The sequence below is a fragment of the Actinopolyspora alba genome, assembly GCF_900112765.1.
GTDB classification, from domain to species: domain Bacteria; phylum Actinomycetota; class Actinomycetes; order Mycobacteriales; family Pseudonocardiaceae; genus Actinopolyspora; species Actinopolyspora alba.
In genome coordinates, this window is the sequence record NZ_FOMZ01000020.1 from 23,944 (window position 1) to 43,986 (window position 20,043).

Sequence of the window (20,043 nt, forward strand, 5' to 3'; positions counted from 1 at the left end):
ACTTTGCGCGGGCGACTACGAGAAGCGGAGGGCGCCGCGGGCATGACCGGCTGGACAGCGCCTGTTTCAAGCGCTCACGAGGTGACGGGTGTGGACGGACAGCGCAAACGGGACTTCGCCGCCGCCTGGAGCCGGGCGCTCGTGGGGACCAGTTACGTGCCGATGACCGGCGCGGAAGTGGAAGAGCTGCTGGAGGGCTACACCGACCGGCTGGCCGAAGCGTTGCTGAGCGAACCGCAGAACACCGACGCCGCTCGCGAGATCGGTTCCGAACTGGTGTCCGTGCACTTCACCGGCGCCGACTCCCTCGCGAGAACGATCGAGAACGTCGGGGAGCACATGCTCCCCGCGTTCGGCATCGCGGAGAGCCCCGAGATGCGAACGCGCGTCTCGGCGATACAGTCCGCGATCTCGGCGGGATTCATGCAGGCGGCCCGCAAGCGGACCCTGGACGAGCAGGAAGCCATCCGCCAGGCCGTGCTGGACGCGCGCGACTCCGTCGAGCAGGCGCTGCGCACCAGCGAGGCCAGGTTCCGGGCGATCTTCGCCGAAGCCGCCATCGGTATCGGGATCGCCGACACTGAGGGACGGATCATGGAGGCCAACGCCTCGTTGCGGCGGATCCTGGGACGCACCTCCGAGGAGCTGCGCGGCCTGATGGTCTACGACCTGGTCGACCCCGAGGACAACGACACCGTCTGGCGGGTCTACGAGGAACTCGTCCGCGGCGAACGCGAGCAGTACCGGGTCGAGAAACGCTTCACCCGTCCGGACGGAAGCAAGTCGTGGACCGAGCTGATCGTGTCGCTGGTACGCGGCGAGGACGGCCTGCCGCTCTACCAGGTCGCGATGATGGAGGACGTCACCGACCGCAAGATGCTGCAGGACCGACTGCGGCACCAGGCCCTGCACGACCCGCTGACCGGCCTGCCCAACCGTGCCCTCTTCCTGGACCGGCTCACCGAGGCGCTGCGCGAGGACTCCGAGAGCACGAAGCGAACCGACCGGGTGGCGCTGTGCTACATGGATCTGGACGGCTTCAAGGTCATCAACGACAGTCTCGGACATCACGTGGGTGACGACCTGCTGGTGACCGTGGCACAGCGCCTCGACGAGGCCGTGCGGGGCGAGGACCGGCTCGTCGCGCGGATGGGCGGGGACGAGTTCGTGATCCTCATCCAGGGATCGCAGGGCACGGAGCAGGCCATCGAAGTGGCCAACCACGTGCTGGAAACCCTGGTTTCCCCGATGCGGGTCGGCAACCAGGAGCTCGCGGTCTCGGCCAGCATCGGGATTCTGGAGCGATCCACGGCGGGACAGACACCCGCCGAACTGATGCGCGACGCGGACGTCACGCTGTACTGGGCCAAGGCCGAGGGCAAGAACCAGTGGGCGCTGTTCGACACCGAACGCAACGCGAACGAGGTCGCGCAGTTCCGGCTCTCGGCCGCCATGCCGGCGGCGCTGGAACGCGAGGAGTTCTACGTCGACTACCAGCCGCTGGTGGAGCTCGGCGAGTACACCGTCTCCGGTGTGGAGGCGCTGGTGCGGTGGTGGCACCCCGAGCTGGGCAGGCTCGGCCCCGACCGGTTCATCGGCCTCGCCGAGGAGACCGGCATGATCGTCCCGTTGGGGCGCTGGGTGCTCCGCAAGGCGTGCGAGCAGGCGAAGGCCTGGCAGGACGAGTTCGGGCGGGACGCGCCCTTCATGAGCGTGAACCTGGCCGTGCGGCAGTCCCGGGACCCCAACCTCGTCTCCGACGTCGCCGAGATTCTCGACCGGACCGGTCTGGACCCGGCCAAACTACAGCTGGAGCTGACCGAGAGCGCGATCATGGGCACCGCCGACGAACCGCTCGAGGCCCTGCGCACCCTGTCCCGGATGGGAGTGCGCATCGCGATCGACGACTTCGGCACCGGCTACTCCAACCTGGCCTATCTACGGCACCTGCCCGTGCACGAACTCAAGATCGCCGGTTCGTTCATGGAGGGGCTGGCCGACAGCGAGTGCATCGATCCGGTGGATGCCCGGATCGTGAGCACCCTGGTCGACCTGGCGCACACCCTGGGGCTGACCGTGACCGCCGAGGGCGTCGAAACCCGCGCCCAGGCCAAGCGGATGAGCGAGATCGGCTGTGAAACCGGGCAGGGCTGGCTCTTCGCGAAACCGGGCGCCCCGGACGCGGTACGGGAACTGCTGACCGCCGAACAGCACCGGTGACGCCGGAGCGTCCGGGTGAGACCGGAGCGTCCGAGTGACTCCGGAACACCCGAGTGACGTCGACTCGTCCCGAGGACGCCACCGGTGCGGCCCGCTTCCCCCGCGTCGGCCGAGCTGTCCCGAGGTTGTCGGGTGAGTCCCCGGAACCGAGCTCCCGGACCACGCCGCCGGCCCTGTCGTGGACGGCCGGACGTGGCCGCCGCCGGGAGCCGGCCGCGGCGGATACGCCGTGCCGACTCGCGACGGCCGCGGGCCGAAGTCGGCCCAGCGGGAGACGTCAGTCCTTCAACTGCCGCTCCGCACGGCTGATCACCGAATGCACCGAGGCGTTGCCGTCACTCGTGACCCAGGAGACCCGAACGCTCGGTCGGACCTGTCTGCGCTGCAGCCGCATGGGGCGGACCACCGCGCTGCGGGCACCCTCCGCGATCTCGTCCCCGGTCCCGCTGGGATGTTCCACGACCAACGCGAACTCGTCACCACCGAAGCGGGCCACGGTGTGCTCGTCGGCGACGCTCTGCCGCAGCCTCCCCGCGATCATGGTCAACAGCTCGTCCCCCTGGGCGAAGCCGTGGTCGACGTTGAACTGTTCGAGCCTGCGGACGTCCACGAGCACCAACGTGGTCAGGGTGGTACGACAACGGGCCCGCGCCAGTGCCTGGTCGAGCCTGTCCAGCAGCAGCACCCGCCCCGGCAGGCCCGTCAACGGATCCGTCATTCCACGGGAGTGCGACACGTCGGAATCCACCGGTTGGAGGAACATCAACACCCGCTGTTGCGAACAGGTGCGGGTGGGCTGGTAGTCCATCCAGAGGTGTCCACTCGGCTTGCCCTCCCGGGTGATCACGACGGGCGTGGACATCCGGGTGCCGGTACGCAGCACCTGGCTGGTCAGATCGGTCCAGTCGGGCAGTCGCGCTCCGGTACTGTCCCGCATCGCCCAGTCCGCCGGGCGCGAACCGGTGAGCAGATCCGTGCGATCCAGCCGCAGCAGATCCGCGGCGGCGTCGTTCGTGGCCAACACCTGACCCCGCTCGTCGGTGAGCATGAATCCGGCGGTCAGACTCATGATGAGTTCATCCCACACCCCGGTGAACTGGGATACGCCAGTGGCATAGACAACACTCATTCGGAGCTACCCTCCCCACCAGATGGAGCAGTGAATTTGAGCCTCCCCTCGTAGCGGGATCGAATTCAAGGGTTCCGACACCACACGTCATGGTGTTTTTTCGTTGAGTCACTAACACAACGTGAGCACTGTCGAACCCCGGAAACCCGAGGTGATGTTTTCGCGACGGTTCGGCGACGTCGAGATGAACCGTGGCGGTCCTCCGGCGTCGCGCCCCGACCTCCTACTCTGGTTGACGTCTCGACTGCTGTCCGGGAACGCGTTCCCTCCCGAACGATCGGCCCGCCGATGGAGTCGTCCGGCTCACCGACCCGTGCCACGGGCTCCGTCGCGCGTGGCGGACCCCGCGACACGGGCACTCGACGGCTCGGAGTCCCCGGAAGCCGAGCGGGAACGGACGCGGTTCTCGGACCGCCCGACGAACCAGCAGGACCAACAGGACGGTGGCAGTGTGCGGCCGACAACACAATTCCCCGAACGGGGATCACTTGTCAGCATGGTGTACGAACACCGAAAGATACTCTGCGTAATCGCACTGTGCGAGTTCCTCGCGGTGATCCTCGTCTCGGCCATCGACCCGCACGCGCACATCGACGGCGAGGTGTACCGACTCGGAGCGCAGGCGTGGTTGAACGGGCAACCGATCTATCACGACCTCCCGCCCACCGAAGTGGGGCTGCGGCTCCCGTTCATCTACCCACCGTTCGCGGCTGTCGCGTTCACACCGCTGGCACTGGTCTCCAAGACGGTCGCCGTCGCGCTGATCATGTTCGTCAGTCACGTCGCCCTGCTGACCACGCTGTACGTGATCCTTCGAACGGCCGACTTCTCCCCGTCGAACCGACGAACCGTCCTGCTGGTGACCGCCGCGGTGCTGCCATTGGCCACCCTCGCAGAACCGGTAAGGGAAACCCTCACCTACGCGCAGATCAACCTGGTGCTCATGGCGCTGGTGGCCGTCGACTGCCTGTGGCGGGCGGACGGGCACCGCAAGCTGCCGTACCCCAGGGGACTACTGCTCGGCATCGCGGCGGGACTCAAGCTCACACCCGCCGTGTTCCTGCTGTTCTTCCTGCTGCGCCGGGACCCGCGCGCGATCATGACCACGGTGCTGACCTTCCTGGCGACCGTGGCACTCGGTTTCCTGCTCGCGTTCGACGACGCGCGTGAGTTCTGGTCGCGCGAGGTGTTCGCCAGCAGCGACGTCTCGTTCGGACCGCAGTTCACGGGCGATGCCTCGATCTACGCGGGCAACGTCTCGCTGCGCTCGCTGCTGAGCAAGCTCACCGTGCCGGAACCCTGGTTGAGCGTCTGTCTCGGGGTACTGATCCTGCTGATGGCGGGCTTGGCGGTGTTCGGGATGCTGTCGGCACTGCGCGCCCGGGACGGACAGCGCCGGGACTACTCGACAGCGCTGGTGATCAACGCGGTGTTCGGCCTGCTGATCTCGCCGATCTCCTGGTCGCACCACTGGGTCTGGATAGTGCCGGGGCTGGTGCTGCTGTTCGGACGTGGGTACACGCGGCGCGACTGGCCACTGCTCGTCTCGCTGGGTCTCGCGGTGGAGCTCTACCTGATCGGTCCGCACTGGCTGGTTCCGCAGGGTGACGGCAAGGAGCTCACGTGGAACTTCTTCGAACACCTGATCGGCAACGCCTATGTGTACCTGGGAGTCGGTTTCCTGGTCTACCACGCGTTTCTCGGCTGGAAAGGCCGGTACTCGAGTTCCGAAGCGAGGACACCGGTTTCCGCGGCGGCGGATCCCGGTCAGGCGGATCCCGGTCAGGCGAATCCCGGTCAGGCGAATCCCGGTCAACGGTCGGCTCCCGATGACTCCGACCCCGCGGGGAGCGCGAGATCGACCGCGCCGGACGGATACGGCGGTTGAATCGTCGCCGCGGCGGCAACCGGGTCCGAGACGACGATCGGGGCCGGGGAGTTCCCAGCTCCCCGGCCCCGATAACGCCGCCCCGCGGCTACCGACAATCGCCAAGCGGCTCCGCGGGGGCGGCAGGACGCGTACTTCCGGGGTGGTCAGTCCCGGTCGTACGCGTGCGGCGACCCCGCCATGACGCTCACACGGCACCGACCTTCGGCATACCGTCGGCATCCAGAGCGGGCAGCGGATAGGTGTGCCCGTCGAGCAGCGGCAGCGCCATCATCGTCGCCGGGGCGGCACCACGGGCGGTGGGCCGCTCGCGGAACGGGTTGGAAGCCACCTGCTGACGTTCCGGCATCGCGGCGGCCAGCTCGTCCAGCTCCCGCACCACCACGCGCGAGAGCTCGGGACGCTCACTGAAGAACACCTCGTCCTCCTCGGCTTCGTACGCCGGGATGACGGTGGTGGCCTCGATGCTCAACTCGCGTGCGATGCGGGAGAAGCCGCCGGTCTCGACGTTGCCGTCGAAGGCGTTGAACTCGCCCAGCGGCTCGACGAGCTCGGCACCGTCCGGACCGTTCGTCGAATCCGGAGTGGCGACCAGGAGTTCCGGCGCCACAAGGGTGGGGACCTGCTCGGCTCGCTGATGTGCCTCGTTCGGCAGCCGGAGCGGCTCAGCGTCCTCAGCGGGGCGCTCGACGCCGGAACTCGCCGACAGCGCCGAGCGCAGCAGCTCACGCGGTACCGCGCGCAGATCCGGCCCGGTGTCCAGCCCGGACGAGGTGAGATCGATCGAATCGGTGAGCAGCAGCCCCGGCGAGTTGCGCGACCGCGCGGCCGGACCGGCCTGGACGATTCCCTCGCCGCGTGGGGCGGCCAGTTCGGGAGCCACGGCCGGATCGGTGTGCGGTGTGACCAGTGCGAGGGGCAGCGTCTCGGTGGTGCTCTCGTCGACGTGCGGCTGAGCATCGACTCGCTTCCGGGCGTCGACGAGCGTGTCGACGACCCCGCCGATCGGCCCGGACCAGCTCAACGAGCGGTGGAAGCCGTCCGCCGGCTTGGTCTCCTGGGCCGCGTGCCTACCCCGGGAGCGTTCCCTGGGCTGAGCCTCGACACGGTCGGTGGTTCCGAGCGGAGCGGAACGTGCCACATCCGTGCGCCAGGACAGCTCGGGCAGCCCGGTGGACGGCCCCGAACGGGGAGGTTCGACCGGCAGACGCTCCGTCGATTCCGCACGAGGCGGGATCCAGTGCTGCTGGGCGGTCTGCTGGGCGGTCCGCTCGACGGTCCGTTCCACATCGGGCTCCGGCGCATCGGTGATGCGCGGGATCCGCTGGGTGCGCTCGTTGTCGACCTCGGGTGGGACGTCGCGTATGGGTTCGATGACGCCGACGAGGGTGTCGGCAGTGGCGTTGGCGACCGTGTCCCGGAGCGGATCCTTGCCGTCCTCCGGGAACAACTCACCGGCGAAGCACAGCCCACTGCGGCTGGGAGTGCCGTCTCCGGCCGCTTCCGCGGGAGTCAGCGGGTCACCGAGCGGTGAGGTGGGACGGTCCGGGCAGTTCCCGGACGCCGCGGCTACGCCGGTCCCGGCCGCGAGCATTCCGCCGGTCACCAGCGCTGCTTGCACGCCTCGCCTTGCCCAAGTCTGCATGGAACTCTCCTCCGATTCCTTTCCCGCGATACAGGAGTGCCCCTGCACGCAAGCTTTGTGAGAACTGCGATTGCTGAATGACCCGATCGAGCGAGCCGGGATTCCGGTTCCGGTAACACTCGGGGTCGAAGTCGCGGAGGGCGAAAAACACTGCTCGGGTGTGACGGTGAGTGGAAATCACTCGAACCGGCCCGAGGCGGTCCGCCACGGCGGACCGAGAATCAGTCGGGAGTGGTACCCGGTTGCGGGCCCTCGGGGCTCGCGGGGTCGTAAACATTGGCGCGCGTTATGGCGCCGAACGAGGGGACGGCGAACCGCGAAACGGGAAGCGAGTCCCCGAGACCGTAGCCGCCGTGCGAGCCGCCGCCGGAGGTGTTGACATCCGTGCCGCAGCCGCAGTTACCGGACGGGAAAGGAAGTTTCCCGCCACGATTCTCCGTTGACGAACCGTCGCGTTCGGAGCGCGATTCGTGGTTCAGCCAAGCGATGTTCCGGTCGATCGCGGCGAGTGCCGCCGCTTCCCGGGAGTCGGATTCGGAACCGGACGCGCCGGAGTCGTTCGACCCGGTCTCGTCGGGGGTGTTGTCAGGACGTGTGGCGGACGCACCATCGTCCGGCAGTACCGCCGTACCGATGCCTCCGGGCACTTCCTCCGGGAGATCGCCCGGCGTTTCCCCGGAGACCGTTTCGCGTAGCGAGTCGTGCAGTCGCCCCAGACCCGACTCGACCGCTCCGGTGAGCGATTCCTCGCCCGTTGTCCCGGAAATCACGGTGCCCGCCACTCGTTCGACGGGATGCAGCAACGGATCGACCTCACGTCGCGCGGTGCGCAGTCCGTCGGAAACGGAGTCGGACAGCCGCTCGGTGGTTCCCCGGAGCCCGTCGCGGTCCAGCACGTTCCGGAGTGGACCGCTTTCTTCTCCGCTCACCTTTCCGCCGTTCGATTCGGCGGAAACGTCCGGGACGGTCCGAACTCGATCAACCTGGGATCGAGTGGCCTGGATTCGGTCGGCCTCAACCGGTTTCCCGGCTACTCGGGTAGCTGTACCACTCCCGGCGGCACCGTCGACCGGATCCACCGTGGTCGTTCGAGCGGAAGCTTCGATCCCCAGCGCCCGGGGGAGTGTCGACACCGGACCCGATCGTCCCGTGTCCGACTCCGCGCGAGAGTCGGCCCGCCGGGCGTCGTAGCGGCCGTGCGGCTGGGAACCATCCGTTCCCGAGTCGGGAGAGTGGTCGTCGATGTGCCGGATCAGCGCCCCGACCTGTCGGAGCGTACCGTCCTCGGAAGGTTTCTCGACCGCCACGGCCTGCGCGGATCCGAAGAGCCAGGCAGCGGAGACACCGGCCACGGTTCCCCCGACAGCGACCAGCGCACGGGACAGCCACCGCCGTTGGCGGTCGGCCGTCACACACTGCTCGCCATCGAACATGAACTCCGCAGCCTCCTCGGGACGACATTCCCGCCACGACGAGCCCGGGCGAGGAAAGGCGGTCGAACACCGGCCGATCCTCGCGTGCGGTCCGTCGCCAAGCCGGTCGAGGAACAACGTCCCGTCGAGCCGACGGACAACCGGACCGGAGCACGCCCAGCGGATTGCCGACGATCACTCTTCCAAAGACATCCCCCCGTTCGCATTCATTCAGCGCTCGGTTCGTCACATCGTGTGACAGACCGATGTTCCGCGCACGTCCCGAACCGGACACGGCACAACCGGAGCCGTGAGTCACCACCGTGATCCACCACGTGCGTATACGGTTGCGGTGTGAGCGCCTTCAAGGTCACGGATTCGGACGAAGCCGCCAGGGTTCCGGTCGCGATACGGACAACGGCAGCCCTCAGCTGGCGGGTGTTGGTCATCCTCGGCATGCTGTACGCCCTCGGCTGGCTGGTGGGCAGGCTGTCCGTGGTCGTCATCCCGGTGGCCATCGCGCTGCTGCTGTCCGCGCTGCTGGCTCCGGCCGTGGCGGCGCTGACCAGGCTGCGCGTACCGCGCGGACTGGCCACCGCGGTCGTGCTGGTCGGCGGACTCGCCGCCGTGGGCGGCATCCTCACCTTCGTCATCAACGCGTTCATCGCGGGTCTGCCCGACCTGCAACGGCAACTGACGGCCAGCCTGGACACCATCAGGGAGTGGGCGGCCACCGGTCCGCTGCACCTCGGTGAGGCGCAGATCAACAGATACGTGGATCAGGCCGGGAACTGGCTGCAGAACAACCAGCAGCGAATCACCAGCGGAGCGCTGGCCACGGCCACCACCTTCGGCAGCTTCCTGACCGGGATGCTGCTGATGCTGTTCACCCTGATCTTCTTCCTGCACGACGGCAGGCGGATCTGGCTGTTCCTGCTGGGGCCGATGCCGGAGCCGTTGCGCTCCCGGCTCGATCTGGCGGGGACACGGGGATTCGACTCGCTGATCGGGTACATCCGGGCGACCGGCCTGGTGGCCGTCGGGGACGCGTTGGGCATCGGGATCGGGCTGGCCATAATAGGTGTACCGCTGGTGGTGCCGCTGGCGGCGCTGGTGTTCCTCGCGGCGTTCATCCCGATCGTCGGTGCCGTGGCGTCCGGAGCGGTCGCGATACTCGTCGCCCTGGTGGCCGAGGGGCCGATCGCCGCGCTGCTGACGCTCGGGGTGGTGCTCGGCGTGCAGCAGCTCGAGGGCAACGTGCTGCAGCCACTGCTGATAGGCCGCGCGGTGCGGCTGCACCCGCTCGCCGTGGTGCTGGTGATCAGCGTGGGAGCCATAGTGGCGGGCATCATCGGCACGCTGCTGGCCGTACCGGTGCTGGCGGTGCTCAACTCCGCCGTCCGCGCGCTTTACGAGGGCGATGGGCAGGCGGAACCGGCCACCGCCACCGTGGAAAGCGGCCGGGAACACCCCGAAAGCGATAACGAGGAGCCCGCACCCGAATGATTCGGAAATCAGGGTTACCGTAGCTCGATCGCCGTAGCGGTTCGTGTGGCGGAACCTCTGGTGCGGCGGCGCCGACCGGGTGGTGGGGTTTCAAGCACCGTACCGCCCCACCGCCCCGCGATTTCGTGGGAAATCGACGCCCGGTGCGGCGGTGTGGCCCCGTGGGCGTAGATTTCTCGCGAAATCGCCGCGCCGCTGGGCGAGGTACGCCGGTGCCCACCCCCGACCACTTCCGCAGGCCGAACCCCAATCATGCAAGCAATCGGCACCGCCGCGGGTTCTCCGGTGCGGCTCTCGCGAGGACGGCCCCGACGTTGTGTAGATCGCTACCCGATGTCGGGGCACCCGCAGCGAGAGCCGTGCCGGAGGTTCCACCACCCGTACCGCCACGCAACGGGCGAGGGGAGAACGCTCACGCGAGGCTGACGGCGTTGCGCCCGCCCGCTTTGGCGGTGAGGAGGGCCGCGTCGGCGGCCACCAGCAGGTCCTCCAGCTCGTAGCCCAACCGCTCGGTGGCGGCCACACCGATGCTGACGGTGAGATCGTCGAGTTCACGATGTACTCCTCGCGTGTCCCGGGCGGGTACGGACAGCGAGGCGGTGGAGCTCCGGATGCGGTAGGCGATCTCGCAAGCGGCTGAGATGTCGGCGTCGGGTAACAGCACGACGAACTCCTCGCCGCCGAAGCGCCCCACCAGGTCCCCCTTGCGGACACTGTCGCGCAGCATCAACGCCATCGAGGCCAGCGCGGCGTCTCCCGCCAGGTGTCCGAGCTCGTCGTTGACGCGCTTGAAGTGATCGAGATCGAGCAGCAGGATCGCGGCCCGCTGCTGCCGGGAGCTCGCCCTGCCCAACTCCGCGCGTGCCAGTTTGTCCCAGTGGACCGCGTTGACGAGTCCGGTCTTGCCGTCCCGCTGCGCCGAGCGCCGCCACTGCGGTAGTTGACCGGCCATGTCCAGCAACGCCATCGGTGGTGCGGCGAGCAACGCGCTGGCCGGGTGAAACTCCATCGCCACCGCCAGCAGGATGCCGAGGGTGGCGGCGACGATGCCGAGCAGGACATCGATCGGATCCCCCAGGAACTCGGCCCTGGTCGCCCGTGGTCTGCGCAGTCGGAGCCCGACCGCCACGATCGCGGCCCGAAGCAGCAGCAGGGTGGCCGAACCGGCGACCAGCAGCAGGGGGTTCCACCGCGGCTCGTGCCATCCGACAACCGCGCGGGCCGCGAACGTGGCCGAAACGGTGGCGGCGGTGACGAACATCCACCGGTACGACTCGCCGCGCACGTCGAGCACCCCGTGCAGAGCGGGACCCAGCAACAACAGCACGAGCAGATTCGGCGGCAGTGTGAGCATGCCGGTGACGAGATAGCAGATGTGGATCGTCCAGGGATCCCGGCGCACCTCGTCGCGCAGCTGGATGGACAACGAGGTGCCGACGATCACGACGCCGGCGGTGAACGCGAGCAGCCCGAAGCGGTGCAACGTGTCGGACGTCGGAGGAGCGGTGGTCAGGATGACCGCGAACACCAACGACACGGCCACGACCTGCACCACGAGTACGTAGACCAGCGCCGCGGGCCTGAGCCTCCACAATGGCCAGTACCCCATGAAGTTCTCACTCCTCCCCTGCCGGGAGCCTCGCACAGATCCGGTCGGGCTCGAAGCCACACCCTGTGTCGCGTTCGGTCCGAAGCGTCGTTCACACGCGGAACCCCGTTTCCCGTTGGATGTTCGAGGTGATCGACTGGTTCCGTTCGGTGAACCCATCGGTCCGATGACGCTGCCGACAGCGGTCGTCGGGAGCCCGTTCGGAACGTCGTTGTCGCCCCGGAAGCGGGCCTCGGTGTGGGACGGGCCCGTCGTGGCCGCGGGAAGCACGCCGTTCCGTGCGATCGATAATCGGTTCGCCCGTCCCGCACTAAGACGAATAAGATTCATACTTGGCTGGTTCGCACGTCACGCGTGCGGAGGAGAGTCGCGGCGCGGGGCGAAAACGGTCGCGAAGGTCCTGGAGCGAGCTCCGCGAAGGCTGGAACGAGGAGCCCGGCGCGCTCGTCGATACGTATGGCCCTGGCAAGTTCGCCGGAAAGGAACGCCGAAGAGTGGGCAGCACGACCAGCGACAGCACGGACGGACACCGAAACCGAACCCTGTGGCCGAGAATGTGGCGAACACTCACGACGACAGGCGAATCCCCACACACCACGACGAACCGGAACGGACAGCTGGAAGCGGTCCCGGACGGTCGCATCCCGCTCTGGCGGGCGCACAACGGACTACGCGTGATGACCCTGATCTACGCCTTCGCGTGGTTCCTGGTCATGCTGCCCGACTACCGCGAACCGGTGCTGGGGTCCGCGATCATGGCATCGATGGTGGCCTGGACCGCGTTCACCATCTGGCGCTACAGCAAACCGTCGGGACGCACGAAACGGCTGGTGCTGCTGGACCAGTTCGTCACGACGGGACTGTTCGGGCTCTGCTACTTCGTACTCACCGAGCACCAGCTGGAACAGGGGCTGCCGACCGTGGTCACCATGTGGCACGCCTCGATGGTCACCGCCGCGGCGGTACGGTGCGGCATGCCGGGAGGGTTCGTGAGCGGCGCGGCCGCGGCGGCGGCCAATTTCGCCATGCGCGGTTACATCGACTCCAACATGTGGATGGACACGGCGCTGCACCTGGTGATCGGACTGCTGCTGGGGCTCGCCTCGGAAACGGCCAAGCATTCCACCCGACGGCTGGCCAGAGCACTGCGCGCCGAGGCGGCCACGGCCGAACGCGAGCGGTTGGCACGCGACATCCACGACAGCGTGCTCCAGGTGCTGGCACGAGTGCGACGCCGGGGTGGTGAGCTCGGCGGCGAAGCCGCCGAACTGGCCACCATGGCCGGTGAGCAGGAGACGGCCCTACGCACCCTGGTCTCCACCGGCCCGGCCGAACGCGGCGGGACGAGCACGGACCTGGCCGCGCGCCTCCGAGCGTTCGAGGGCACGGGGGTCAACGTCTCGGTCCCCGCCACCGAGGTCACGCTGCCGGCGGAAACGATCACCGCCCTGTGCTCGGTCACCGGCGAGGCCCTCCAGAACGTCGCGGAGCACGCGGGACCGGAGGCACACGCCTGGATCCTGCTGGAGGATCTGGGCTCCGAGATCGTGCTCAGCGTTCGGGACAACGGTCCAGGTATTCCGGAAGGCAGGCTGGAGGAAGCGGCCGCCGCGGGCAGGATGGGAGTCGCGCAGTCGATCCGCGGTCGGGTGGAGAGTCTCGGTGGGACTGTCACGTTGGACACCTCGCTCGGTGAGGGAACCGAGTGGGAAATCCATCTCACTCGCACCGATTCGCGGGACCGGACCGTGCACAGTGGTGGACGGGAACGCGGGAATTACTGAGGAGCGAGAACATGACGGGGTCGGAGATTTCGGTGATGGTGGTCGACGACCACCCGATCTGGCGAGACGGAGTGGCGCGGGACCTCACCGAACGGGGATTCCGCATCAGCGCCACCACCGGCGACGCGGTCTCGGCACTGCGCATCTCACGGACCGTGCACCCGGACGTGGTGCTGATGGACCTCAATCTGGGCGACACCTCCGGGGTGGAGGCGACCCGCCAGATCACCCAGGAGATCCCCGGAACCAGGGTCCTGGTGCTCTCGGCCAGTGGCGAGCACGCCGACGTGCTGGAGGCCGTCAAGGCAGGGGCCTCGGGGTACCTGGTCAAGTCGGCCTCCGTGGACGAGCTGGTGGACGCGGTACGACGCACCTCGGTGGGAGACGCGGTGTTCACCGCCGGTCTGGCGGGCCTGGTGCTCGGTGAGTACCGGCGGATGGCGGTCACCCCGGACGACTCGGACCCGGACCCGCCGCGGCTGACCGAGCGGGAAACGGACGTGCTGCGGCAGGTCGCCAAGGGGCTGACCGCACGCCAGATCGCGAACAAGCTGGTGATCTCGCACCGCACGGTCGAGAACCACGTGCAGTCCACACTGCGCAAGCTGCAACTGCACAACCGGGTGGAACTCGCCCGCTACGCGATCGAGCACGGGCTCGACCAGGAGGGCGAGGCTCCACCGGATTGAAGCCTCCCCTAACCGGTGGAGCTTCGTGCGCACGACGAGTCGGCCGGGTTCATTCGAACGCCGCACGCGCCGCCGCCTTGGCTCCGGCGGCGTCCGACGCGGCGAGCGCTGCCTCGGCGGCTCGTTCACAGGCTCGCAGCGAGACACCGGCAACCGCCGATCCCACGGCGGGAACGGCCGTGGCGACCATGGACAGACTGCTCACGCCCAGCCCCACGAGCACCCGGCCGAGCAGCGGATCTGCGGCCGCTTCACCACAGACCCCGACCGACTTGCCCGTCTCGACCCCGGCACGACCGATCATCGCGATCAACCGCAGCAGGGCGGGCTGCCAGGGGTCGTTCAGCCCCGCCAGCGCGCCGAGCTGTCGATCGGCGGCGAACACGTACTGCGCCAGGTCGTTGGTACCGATGCTGACGAAGTCGACCGCTTCGAGCAGTTCTCCGGCGATCAACGCCGCCGCGGGCACCTCGACCATCGCACCGACACGGGCGATCCCGGCCGTCCTGGCACGTTCGGAGAACCAGGCGGCCTCCTCCGGGGTGGCCACCATGGGAGCCATCACCGAGACGTCCGCGCCCGAGTCCCCCGCGGCCGCCGCGATGGCGGCCAGCTGCCGGTCGAGCACCTCCGGCCGGTCGAACGCCACCCGCAACCCGCGCACGCCCAGCGCCGGGTTGGGCTCGGCACCGGTTTCCAGGAATCCCAACGGTTTGTCGGCACCCGCGTCCAGCGTGCGCACCACGACGGGTTTCCCGGCGAACGGTTCGAGCACCTCCGCGTAAGCCGCCCGCTGGGTGGCGACGTCCGGTTCGTCCTCGGCCGCGAGGTAGCAGAACTCGGTGCGGAACAGCCCGACTCCCTCGGCCCGCGCGGAGACGGCTGCCGCCGTGTCCGCGGCCGCGCCCACGTTGGCGAGGATCTTGACCCGAGTTCCGTCCGAGGTGCCGCCGCTGCCGGTCCAGTTCACCGTGTCGGTCCGTTCGGCGGCACGGACCTCGACCCGCTCCTCCGACAGTCCGACCGCGCCGCTGTCGCCGTCGACCTCGGCAGCGATCGCGGAGGTCCCGGCGAGCAGTCCGCGCACCGCCACCACGGCGGGGATTCCCAACGAGCGGGCGAGAATCGCGGTGTGACTGGTGGGGCCGCCCTCCTCGGTCACCAGGGCCAGCACGAGGTCCGGATCGAGATCAGCGGTGTCCGCGGGCGCCAGGTCCCGCGCGAGCAGCACGCTGGGCTCCAGCAGGGTGGGAACGCCGGGAGGCCGCACACCGAGCAGTTCGGCGATGATCCGGTCCCGCACGTCGTGCACGTCACGCACCCGTTCGGCCAGGTAGCCACCGGTGGCCCGCAGGGACTCCGCGAACTCGTCGGCGGCCTCCAGCACGGCCCGCGGCGCGGGTACCGCGCGCTGGTTCACGAGCTGCTCGGCACGCGAGCTCAACGAGGGATCCATCGCCATCGCGGCGGTGGTCTCCAGGACGGCCTTGGCGTCTCCCTCGACACCCGCGGCGCGTGCGAACAGTCCGTCGGCCACGGCTTGGGCGGCGGGTGAGATCCGCGCGGCCTCGGCTCCCGGATCCGTCACGGCGGGGGAGGCGGGGGGTTCGGGCAGGGGCTCGGCGACCCGGACCACCGGGCCGGCGGCCTGACCGTTGCTGACGCCGACACCACTCAATCGCAACATGGTCTAGACCATACCTTTCGGCTAGCTGTTCCCGCGACGCCGAGCCTCCCGACGCCGTACGGGCTCACGGGAACACGAAACCCGTTCGAACGAAACAGCGACCACTCGCCCGGACAGGAACAACTCGGCGCGCGAGGGAACTTACTTCACTCGAACGAACCAGCGGGCTGCCGACAATAGGTAACTCATGAGTAGCCGCACGGATCCCTGTCCCTCGTACTGACCAGCAGGCTGGAGACATGACACAACGAAACGTGACACACTCGCGAACCGTCGAACACTCCCGAGCACACCTCGCCGGCTCGGCCCGGCGGGTTCTCCGGCTCTCGCTGGGTGAACCGGTGGACACCAGCTTCGTCCCCCCGGAAACCGTCCCGAGGGCGGCCGCCACGGAGCCCACCACGGCTGACCAGTCGAGCCGGGAAGGCGGGAGCACGGTCACCACCGGACCGAAGAACACCAGGTTGACACTCGTGACCCGACTCCCGTACCGCACCGGACGGTTACGCAGACACCACGCGGACGGAAGGCATCGGAGAGTCCGCCCTTCCCCCGGCGGATCCGGCTGAGCTCTCTCGCACGATTCGCGTATTTCGAACCGAATCCACCCGTTAACCACACCCCCGTTCGGGGGTTATTGGGAGCGGAATCGCACCGTTCTCGGGTTCCTCGGGGTCACACTGGAATGGTTGCAGCTCGTCGATATCGCGCCATCGGCGATCGCAACAGCCGGGGCCGGTCGTAACGCCCCCCGTACGGCCGGCCCCGGTCCTCGGCCCGGAAGCCGCGATCAGGAATCGCGCAACCGCAACGCCCGAAGCGCACCGTTCACCAGGCCCGGTTCGCTCTCCGGTAGCGCGGCGGGAGCGTGCGTCGCCGCGGCCTCGCGCACGGCCTCGGCGGAAGGGTTGACCGCCGACCAGGAGCCGATCACCACGGTGGGAACCGTCTCGTTGCCGTCGGCGAGCTCCCGGACAGCGGCGGCCGCCCGTTCGTCCTGCCAGATGTCGGTCTCCTCGAAGCTCACGCCGTGTCTGCGCAGCCCGGCGCGCAACGAGATGCAGAACGGGCAGCCCGGGCGGGTGTAGACCAGCACCTCGCCGTCCTTCCCGGCTTCCCCGTCCGGCCGGTGCTCCCCGTCAGCAGCGTGTTCCCCCGCGGCAGCGTGGTTCGGTCCCTCACCGCCAGATCGCACGCCCCGCTCGTCGGGATCACTCGGGTTCTGCCGCCACGACATCGGACACCTCCGGCTCACTCGTCGTCCTTCTTCGGCACCGCCTCGGGCTCCCCGCGTCACGCTCTCGCGAGATCACCGGAGACGTGGCGTGATGCTCACTCGGGCTTCTCGGCACCGCGAGCCGACTCCGGTGGCGGATTCCGACCACCGAACGCCCTGCTCCACCGTTGGAACACTCCGATCAGCGCACCGATTCCGGTTCCGCTTCGTTCCCGGCCTCCGCTTCGGAGCGGTCGCCCCGTCGCCGCGACCGACGCGGCTTTCCGGGTGCCCACCATGACGCATCACCCAGCGACCGCAGCAAAGCGGGTACGAGGATCATTCGCACCACGGTGGCGTCCAACAGCAGCGCCACGATCATTCCCACCCCGATGAACCGCATCATCGTGACGCTGGAGAACGCGAAGGCTCCGGTGACCACTATCAGCAGCAGGGCGGCGGCTGTGATCATCCGGCCGGTCCTGGCCAGCCCGGTGCGCACCGCCTCGGGCGTGTCGGCACCGTGGGCGCGCGCCTCGACCATCCTGGAGAGCAGGAAGACCTCGTAGTCGGTGGACAGCCCGAACACCACCGAGGCCATCAGCACGACGATGCCGATCGACATGGGGGCGGGAGTGACGTTGATCAGTCCGGCGCCGTGTCCGTCGACGAAGATCCAGGTGAGCACCCCGAAGGTCGCGGAGAGGCTGAGCACGCTCAGCACCACGGCCTTGATCGGCAGCAGTACCGAACCGAACGCCAGGAACATCAGCACCAACGTCGCCCCGACGAGCAGCACCGCCACCCACGGCAGGGTTTCCACCGTGTCGCGCAGACTGTCCAGGTTCAGCGCGGTGGTACCGCCGACCAGTACCTCGGTGCCGGGTGGCGGGGGCAACGATCTGATCTCGTCGATGGCGTCGTTCGCCCGCCGGCCGAACGTCTCCGTCTCCAGCCCCGCCTTGAGCACCACGACCCCGTCCCGGCTGCCCGCGGCGCGCGCCCGTCCGATACCGGGAACCCCACCGACGGCGTCGCCGAAGGAGGCGACCCGCTGCCGCGTGGGCGCGTTCCGGCCGCCGTCCAGCACGATTCGAACGTTGTCACTGCTCATGGAGGGAAAATCGGCCCGCAGTCTCTCGATGCCCTGCCTGGCCGGATCGTCCTTCGGCAGGATCCGCTCGTCCGGGGTGCCGAACTCGGTCCGCAGGAACGGCGCTCCCAGCAGCAACAGCACGGCGAGGATCGGGACCGCCGTCAGCATCGGACGTCTCATCACCGCGTCGGCGAACCGGTACCAGCCACGCCCGGGGTCGGTCTCGGTCCGGCGTTGGCGGCGCCGGGGCACCGCGAGCTTGTCCACCCGGGGACCGAGCATGCCGAGCACGGCGGGCAACACCGTCAGCGAGATCACCGCCGCCAACGCCACCGAGGACATCCCGCCGTACGCCAGCGAGCGCAGGAAGCTCTGCGGGAACAGCAACAGGCTGCCCAACGCGATCACCAGCAGCGTGGCGGAGAACGCGACGGTACGTCCGGCGGTCGCCACGCTACGGCGCACGGCGTCCCCGGTGGAGTTGCCCGCCGCGAGCTCCTCGCGGAACCGACCGACCACGAACAGGCCGTAGTCGATCGCCAGTCCCAGCCCGAGCAGGCTGGCCACGTTGACCGCGAAGGTGTTGACGTCGGCGAACAGCGTGATCAGGCGCAGCAGCCCCAGCGAACCGAGCACGGCGGCACCGCCGACCAGCACGGGTAGGGCGGCAGCGACGAGACCACCGAATATGATCACCAGCAGTACCAGCACCACGGGGAGTGAGACGGCCTCGGCCATCGCCAGATCGTGCTTGGAGTGCCTGCTCATCGACGCCTGCAGCGGGACGCTCCCCGCGACGTCGGTACTCGCTCCGGCCACGTCGAGCCGATCGGCTATCCGCTCGTAGGAGCCGGTCTTGTCCCCCTCACCACCCGCGAGTCGGATCGTGGCCAGCCCCGTGGTGTGGTCCGCATCGGTCAGTGCGGGGTTCCGGGGTACTCCAGTAGGAGTTGACCTCCCGTACGGCGGAGTCGGGCAGGTCGGCGAGCGTGCTCCGGATTCGTTCACCCAGTTCGGGGTTGTCAACGGTCCCCCGGTCCACGCTGTAGAGCACCACCACGTCGCCGCTGGAGCCGAGTACCCGCTCGGCCCGTCGCTGCGCCTCCGCCGCCTCGCTGTCGGGTGACTCGTAACCGCCCTGGGATAATCGGTCGAATACCCCGAAACCCCAGATCCCGCCCGTAATGACCACCAACAGCACTGTCACCAGCACCGGGAGCCTGCGCCGATACGCGAGGGATCCCCAGGAAGCGAACACACGGACCTCCGGCTGCGCGGTCGGGGCCGTACAGTGGCTACGACCCGGCCATTCCCGAGTTAACGGCGTTTACTTCGCACCACTGTAGCGATGAACTCCGAGATGAGCACCCGATGGAGTGACACATGAACGGAGTCACTCGACGTGAACAGCTGCGTGCTGCCACGGAACTCGACATCCGCAGGCACGCGCGCGAACTGCTGGTCCGCGAGGGACAGGAAGCGGTGACGCTACGCGCGATCGCACGTGAGCTCGGCATCACCGCGCCCGCGCTGTACCGCTACTACGACTCCCGCGAGGACCTGCTCCACCGGCTCTCCGAGGACATCTGCGACGACCTCTCGGCGGAGCTGAGCGAGACGATGCGCGGCATCGAGGACGACCACCTGAGCAAGGTGTTCGCGGTCTGCCGGGGTTTCCGGAGCTGGGCGCTGACACATCCACGGGAGTTCGGGTTGGTGTTCGCCACCCCGGGCGGCAACGCTGGTGCGAACGCCGGTGTCGACGCTCGGGAACCCGCCCCCACGGCGACGACAGTGCCAGCCACGCGCAGCGACGAGCTGGGCAGCGTCTTCCTCGGCGTGGTCGGCCCGCTCATGGCGGAGGGAGCCAACAACTCGCCACCACCCCGGATTCCCGAAGAGCTGCGGGCCGGACTCGCGGACAGCCAGCGCGACCTGGCGGCGGCCTTCAACACGCACGGCATCGAAATGCCCCCGGAGGCGCTCAGCGCCGAGGCGGTCTACATGCTGCTGCGCTGGTGGGCGAGGCTCTACGGCCAGGTCGCGCTGGAGGTTTTCGAGAAATTCCCCTTCGACGTCAGCCACGCCGACCGGCTGTTCGAGTCGATGCTGGAGGAACTCGGCAGGGAAGCCGGACTGTACCGGTAGCGGGTTCCCGGATC

At 68.6% G+C, this 20,043-nt stretch carries 14 protein-coding genes; 6 read left to right on the forward strand and 8 right to left on the reverse strand.

Annotation, left to right across the window (positions count from 1 at the left end; translation table 11 throughout):
- The first annotated feature begins 42 nt into the window (after positions 1-42).
- Complete coding sequence (locus tag BM150_RS22660) at positions 43-2,220, forward strand: putative bifunctional diguanylate cyclase/phosphodiesterase (protein ID WP_175496988.1); 2,178 nt, start codon at positions 43-45, stop codon at positions 2,218-2,220.
- Between the two features lie 277 nt (positions 2,221-2,497).
- On the opposite strand, the gene BM150_RS22665 is transcribed toward BM150_RS22660, so the two are convergent.
- The gene (locus BM150_RS22665) at positions 2,498-3,349 is read right to left on the reverse strand and encodes a GGDEF domain-containing protein (RefSeq protein ID WP_092929896.1); all 852 of its coding nucleotides are present in this window, start codon (positions 3,347-3,349) and stop codon (positions 2,498-2,500) included.
- 496 nt (positions 3,350-3,845) lie between these two features.
- On the opposite strand from BM150_RS22665, the gene BM150_RS22670 reads away from it, so the two are divergent.
- The gene (locus BM150_RS22670; protein WP_092929966.1) at positions 3,846-5,237 is read left to right on the forward strand and encodes a glycosyltransferase 87 family protein; all 1,392 of its coding nucleotides are present in this window, start codon (positions 3,846-3,848) and stop codon (positions 5,235-5,237) included.
- A gap of 187 nt (positions 5,238-5,424) precedes the next feature.
- Here the strand turns inward: BM150_RS22670 and BM150_RS22675 are convergent, their stop codons facing one another.
- Positions 5,425-6,882, reverse strand: a complete 1,458-nt coding sequence (locus BM150_RS22675) for a hypothetical protein (protein WP_139219630.1) — start codon at positions 6,880-6,882, stop codon at positions 5,425-5,427.
- A 221-nt stretch (positions 6,883-7,103) separates the two neighbouring features.
- Positions 7,104-7,778 (reverse strand): hypothetical protein, encoded by a 675-nt coding sequence (locus BM150_RS23905; RefSeq protein WP_139219631.1) that lies wholly within the window; start codon positions 7,776-7,778, stop codon positions 7,104-7,106.
- A gap of 870 nt (positions 7,779-8,648) precedes the next feature.
- On the opposite strand from BM150_RS23905, the gene BM150_RS22685 reads away from it, so the two are divergent.
- Positions 8,649-9,800, forward strand: a complete 1,152-nt coding sequence (locus BM150_RS22685) for an AI-2E family transporter (protein ID WP_092929902.1) — start codon at positions 8,649-8,651, stop codon at positions 9,798-9,800.
- A gap of 412 nt (positions 9,801-10,212) precedes the next feature.
- Here BM150_RS22685 and BM150_RS22690 read toward each other — a convergent pair whose 3' ends face one another.
- Complete coding sequence (locus BM150_RS22690) at positions 10,213-11,409, reverse strand: GGDEF domain-containing protein (RefSeq protein ID WP_092929904.1); 1,197 nt, start codon at positions 11,407-11,409, stop codon at positions 10,213-10,215.
- Between the two features lie 554 nt (positions 11,410-11,963).
- Between BM150_RS22690 and macS the strand changes: the two genes are divergently transcribed.
- Both macS and BM150_RS22700 read left to right on the forward strand, forming a co-directional pair.
- Positions 11,964-13,193, forward strand: a complete 1,230-nt coding sequence (macS, locus tag BM150_RS22695; RefSeq protein ID WP_092929968.1) for a MacS family sensor histidine kinase — start codon at positions 11,964-11,966, stop codon at positions 13,191-13,193.
- A gap of 11 nt (positions 13,194-13,204) precedes the next feature.
- The gene (locus tag BM150_RS22700) at positions 13,205-13,882 is read left to right on the forward strand and encodes a response regulator (protein WP_092929906.1); all 678 of its coding nucleotides are present in this window, start codon (positions 13,205-13,207) and stop codon (positions 13,880-13,882) included.
- Between the two features lie 49 nt (positions 13,883-13,931).
- Here the strand turns inward: BM150_RS22700 and ptsP are convergent, their stop codons facing one another.
- From ptsP to BM150_RS24595, 4 genes are all read right to left on the reverse strand, one after another.
- On the reverse strand, positions 13,932-15,569 hold the full coding sequence (ptsP, locus tag BM150_RS22705; RefSeq protein WP_092929908.1) for a phosphoenolpyruvate--protein phosphotransferase: 1,638 nt from the start codon (positions 15,567-15,569) through the stop codon (positions 13,932-13,934).
- A gap of 790 nt (positions 15,570-16,359) precedes the next feature.
- The gene (locus tag BM150_RS22715; RefSeq protein WP_342752610.1) at positions 16,360-16,665 is read right to left on the reverse strand and encodes a glutaredoxin family protein; all 306 of its coding nucleotides are present in this window, start codon (positions 16,663-16,665) and stop codon (positions 16,360-16,362) included.
- Between the two features lie 322 nt (positions 16,666-16,987).
- A complete protein-coding gene (locus BM150_RS22720) occupies positions 16,988-18,802 on the reverse strand; it encodes an MMPL family transporter (protein ID WP_245755689.1) in 1,815 nt (604 codons plus the stop codon).
- The gene (locus tag BM150_RS24595; RefSeq protein ID WP_217641880.1) at positions 18,747-19,139 is read right to left on the reverse strand and encodes a hypothetical protein; all 393 of its coding nucleotides are present in this window, start codon (positions 19,137-19,139) and stop codon (positions 18,747-18,749) included. The genes BM150_RS22720 and BM150_RS24595 overlap by 56 nt, the downstream gene beginning before the upstream one ends.
- A 125-nt stretch (positions 19,140-19,264) precedes the next feature.
- On the opposite strand from BM150_RS24595, the gene BM150_RS22725 reads away from it, so the two are divergent.
- Positions 19,265-20,029 carry a TetR/AcrR family transcriptional regulator gene (locus tag BM150_RS22725; RefSeq protein WP_092929914.1) on the forward strand — a complete coding sequence of 255 codons (765 nt, stop codon included), beginning with the start codon at positions 19,265-19,267 and terminating at the stop codon, positions 20,027-20,029.
- Positions 20,030-20,043 lie beyond the last annotated feature (14 nt).

Coding starts and splice junctions, on each gene's coding strand:
- BM150_RS22725 (WP_092929914.1), top strand. CDS start 19,265: ATGAACGGAGTCACTCGACGTGAACAGCTGCGTGCTGCCACGGAACTC.
- BM150_RS22665 (WP_092929896.1), bottom strand. CDS start 3,349: ATGAGTGTTGTCTATGCCACTGGCGTATCCCAGTTCACCGGGGTGTGG.
- ptsP (WP_092929908.1), bottom strand. CDS start 15,569: ATGTTGCGATTGAGTGGTGTCGGCGTCAGCAACGGTCAGGCCGCCGGC.
- BM150_RS22700 (WP_092929906.1), top strand. CDS start 13,205: ATGACGGGGTCGGAGATTTCGGTGATGGTGGTCGACGACCACCCGATC.
- BM150_RS22670 (WP_092929966.1), top strand. CDS start 3,846: ATGGTGTACGAACACCGAAAGATACTCTGCGTAATCGCACTGTGCGAG.
- BM150_RS22660 (WP_175496988.1), top strand. CDS start 43: ATGACCGGCTGGACAGCGCCTGTTTCAAGCGCTCACGAGGTGACGGGT.
- macS (WP_092929968.1), top strand. CDS start 11,964: ATGTGGCGAACACTCACGACGACAGGCGAATCCCCACACACCACGACG.
- BM150_RS22690 (WP_092929904.1), bottom strand. CDS start 11,409: ATGGGGTACTGGCCATTGTGGAGGCTCAGGCCCGCGGCGCTGGTCTAC.
- BM150_RS22675 (WP_139219630.1), bottom strand. CDS start 6,882: ATGCAGACTTGGGCAAGGCGAGGCGTGCAAGCAGCGCTGGTGACCGGC.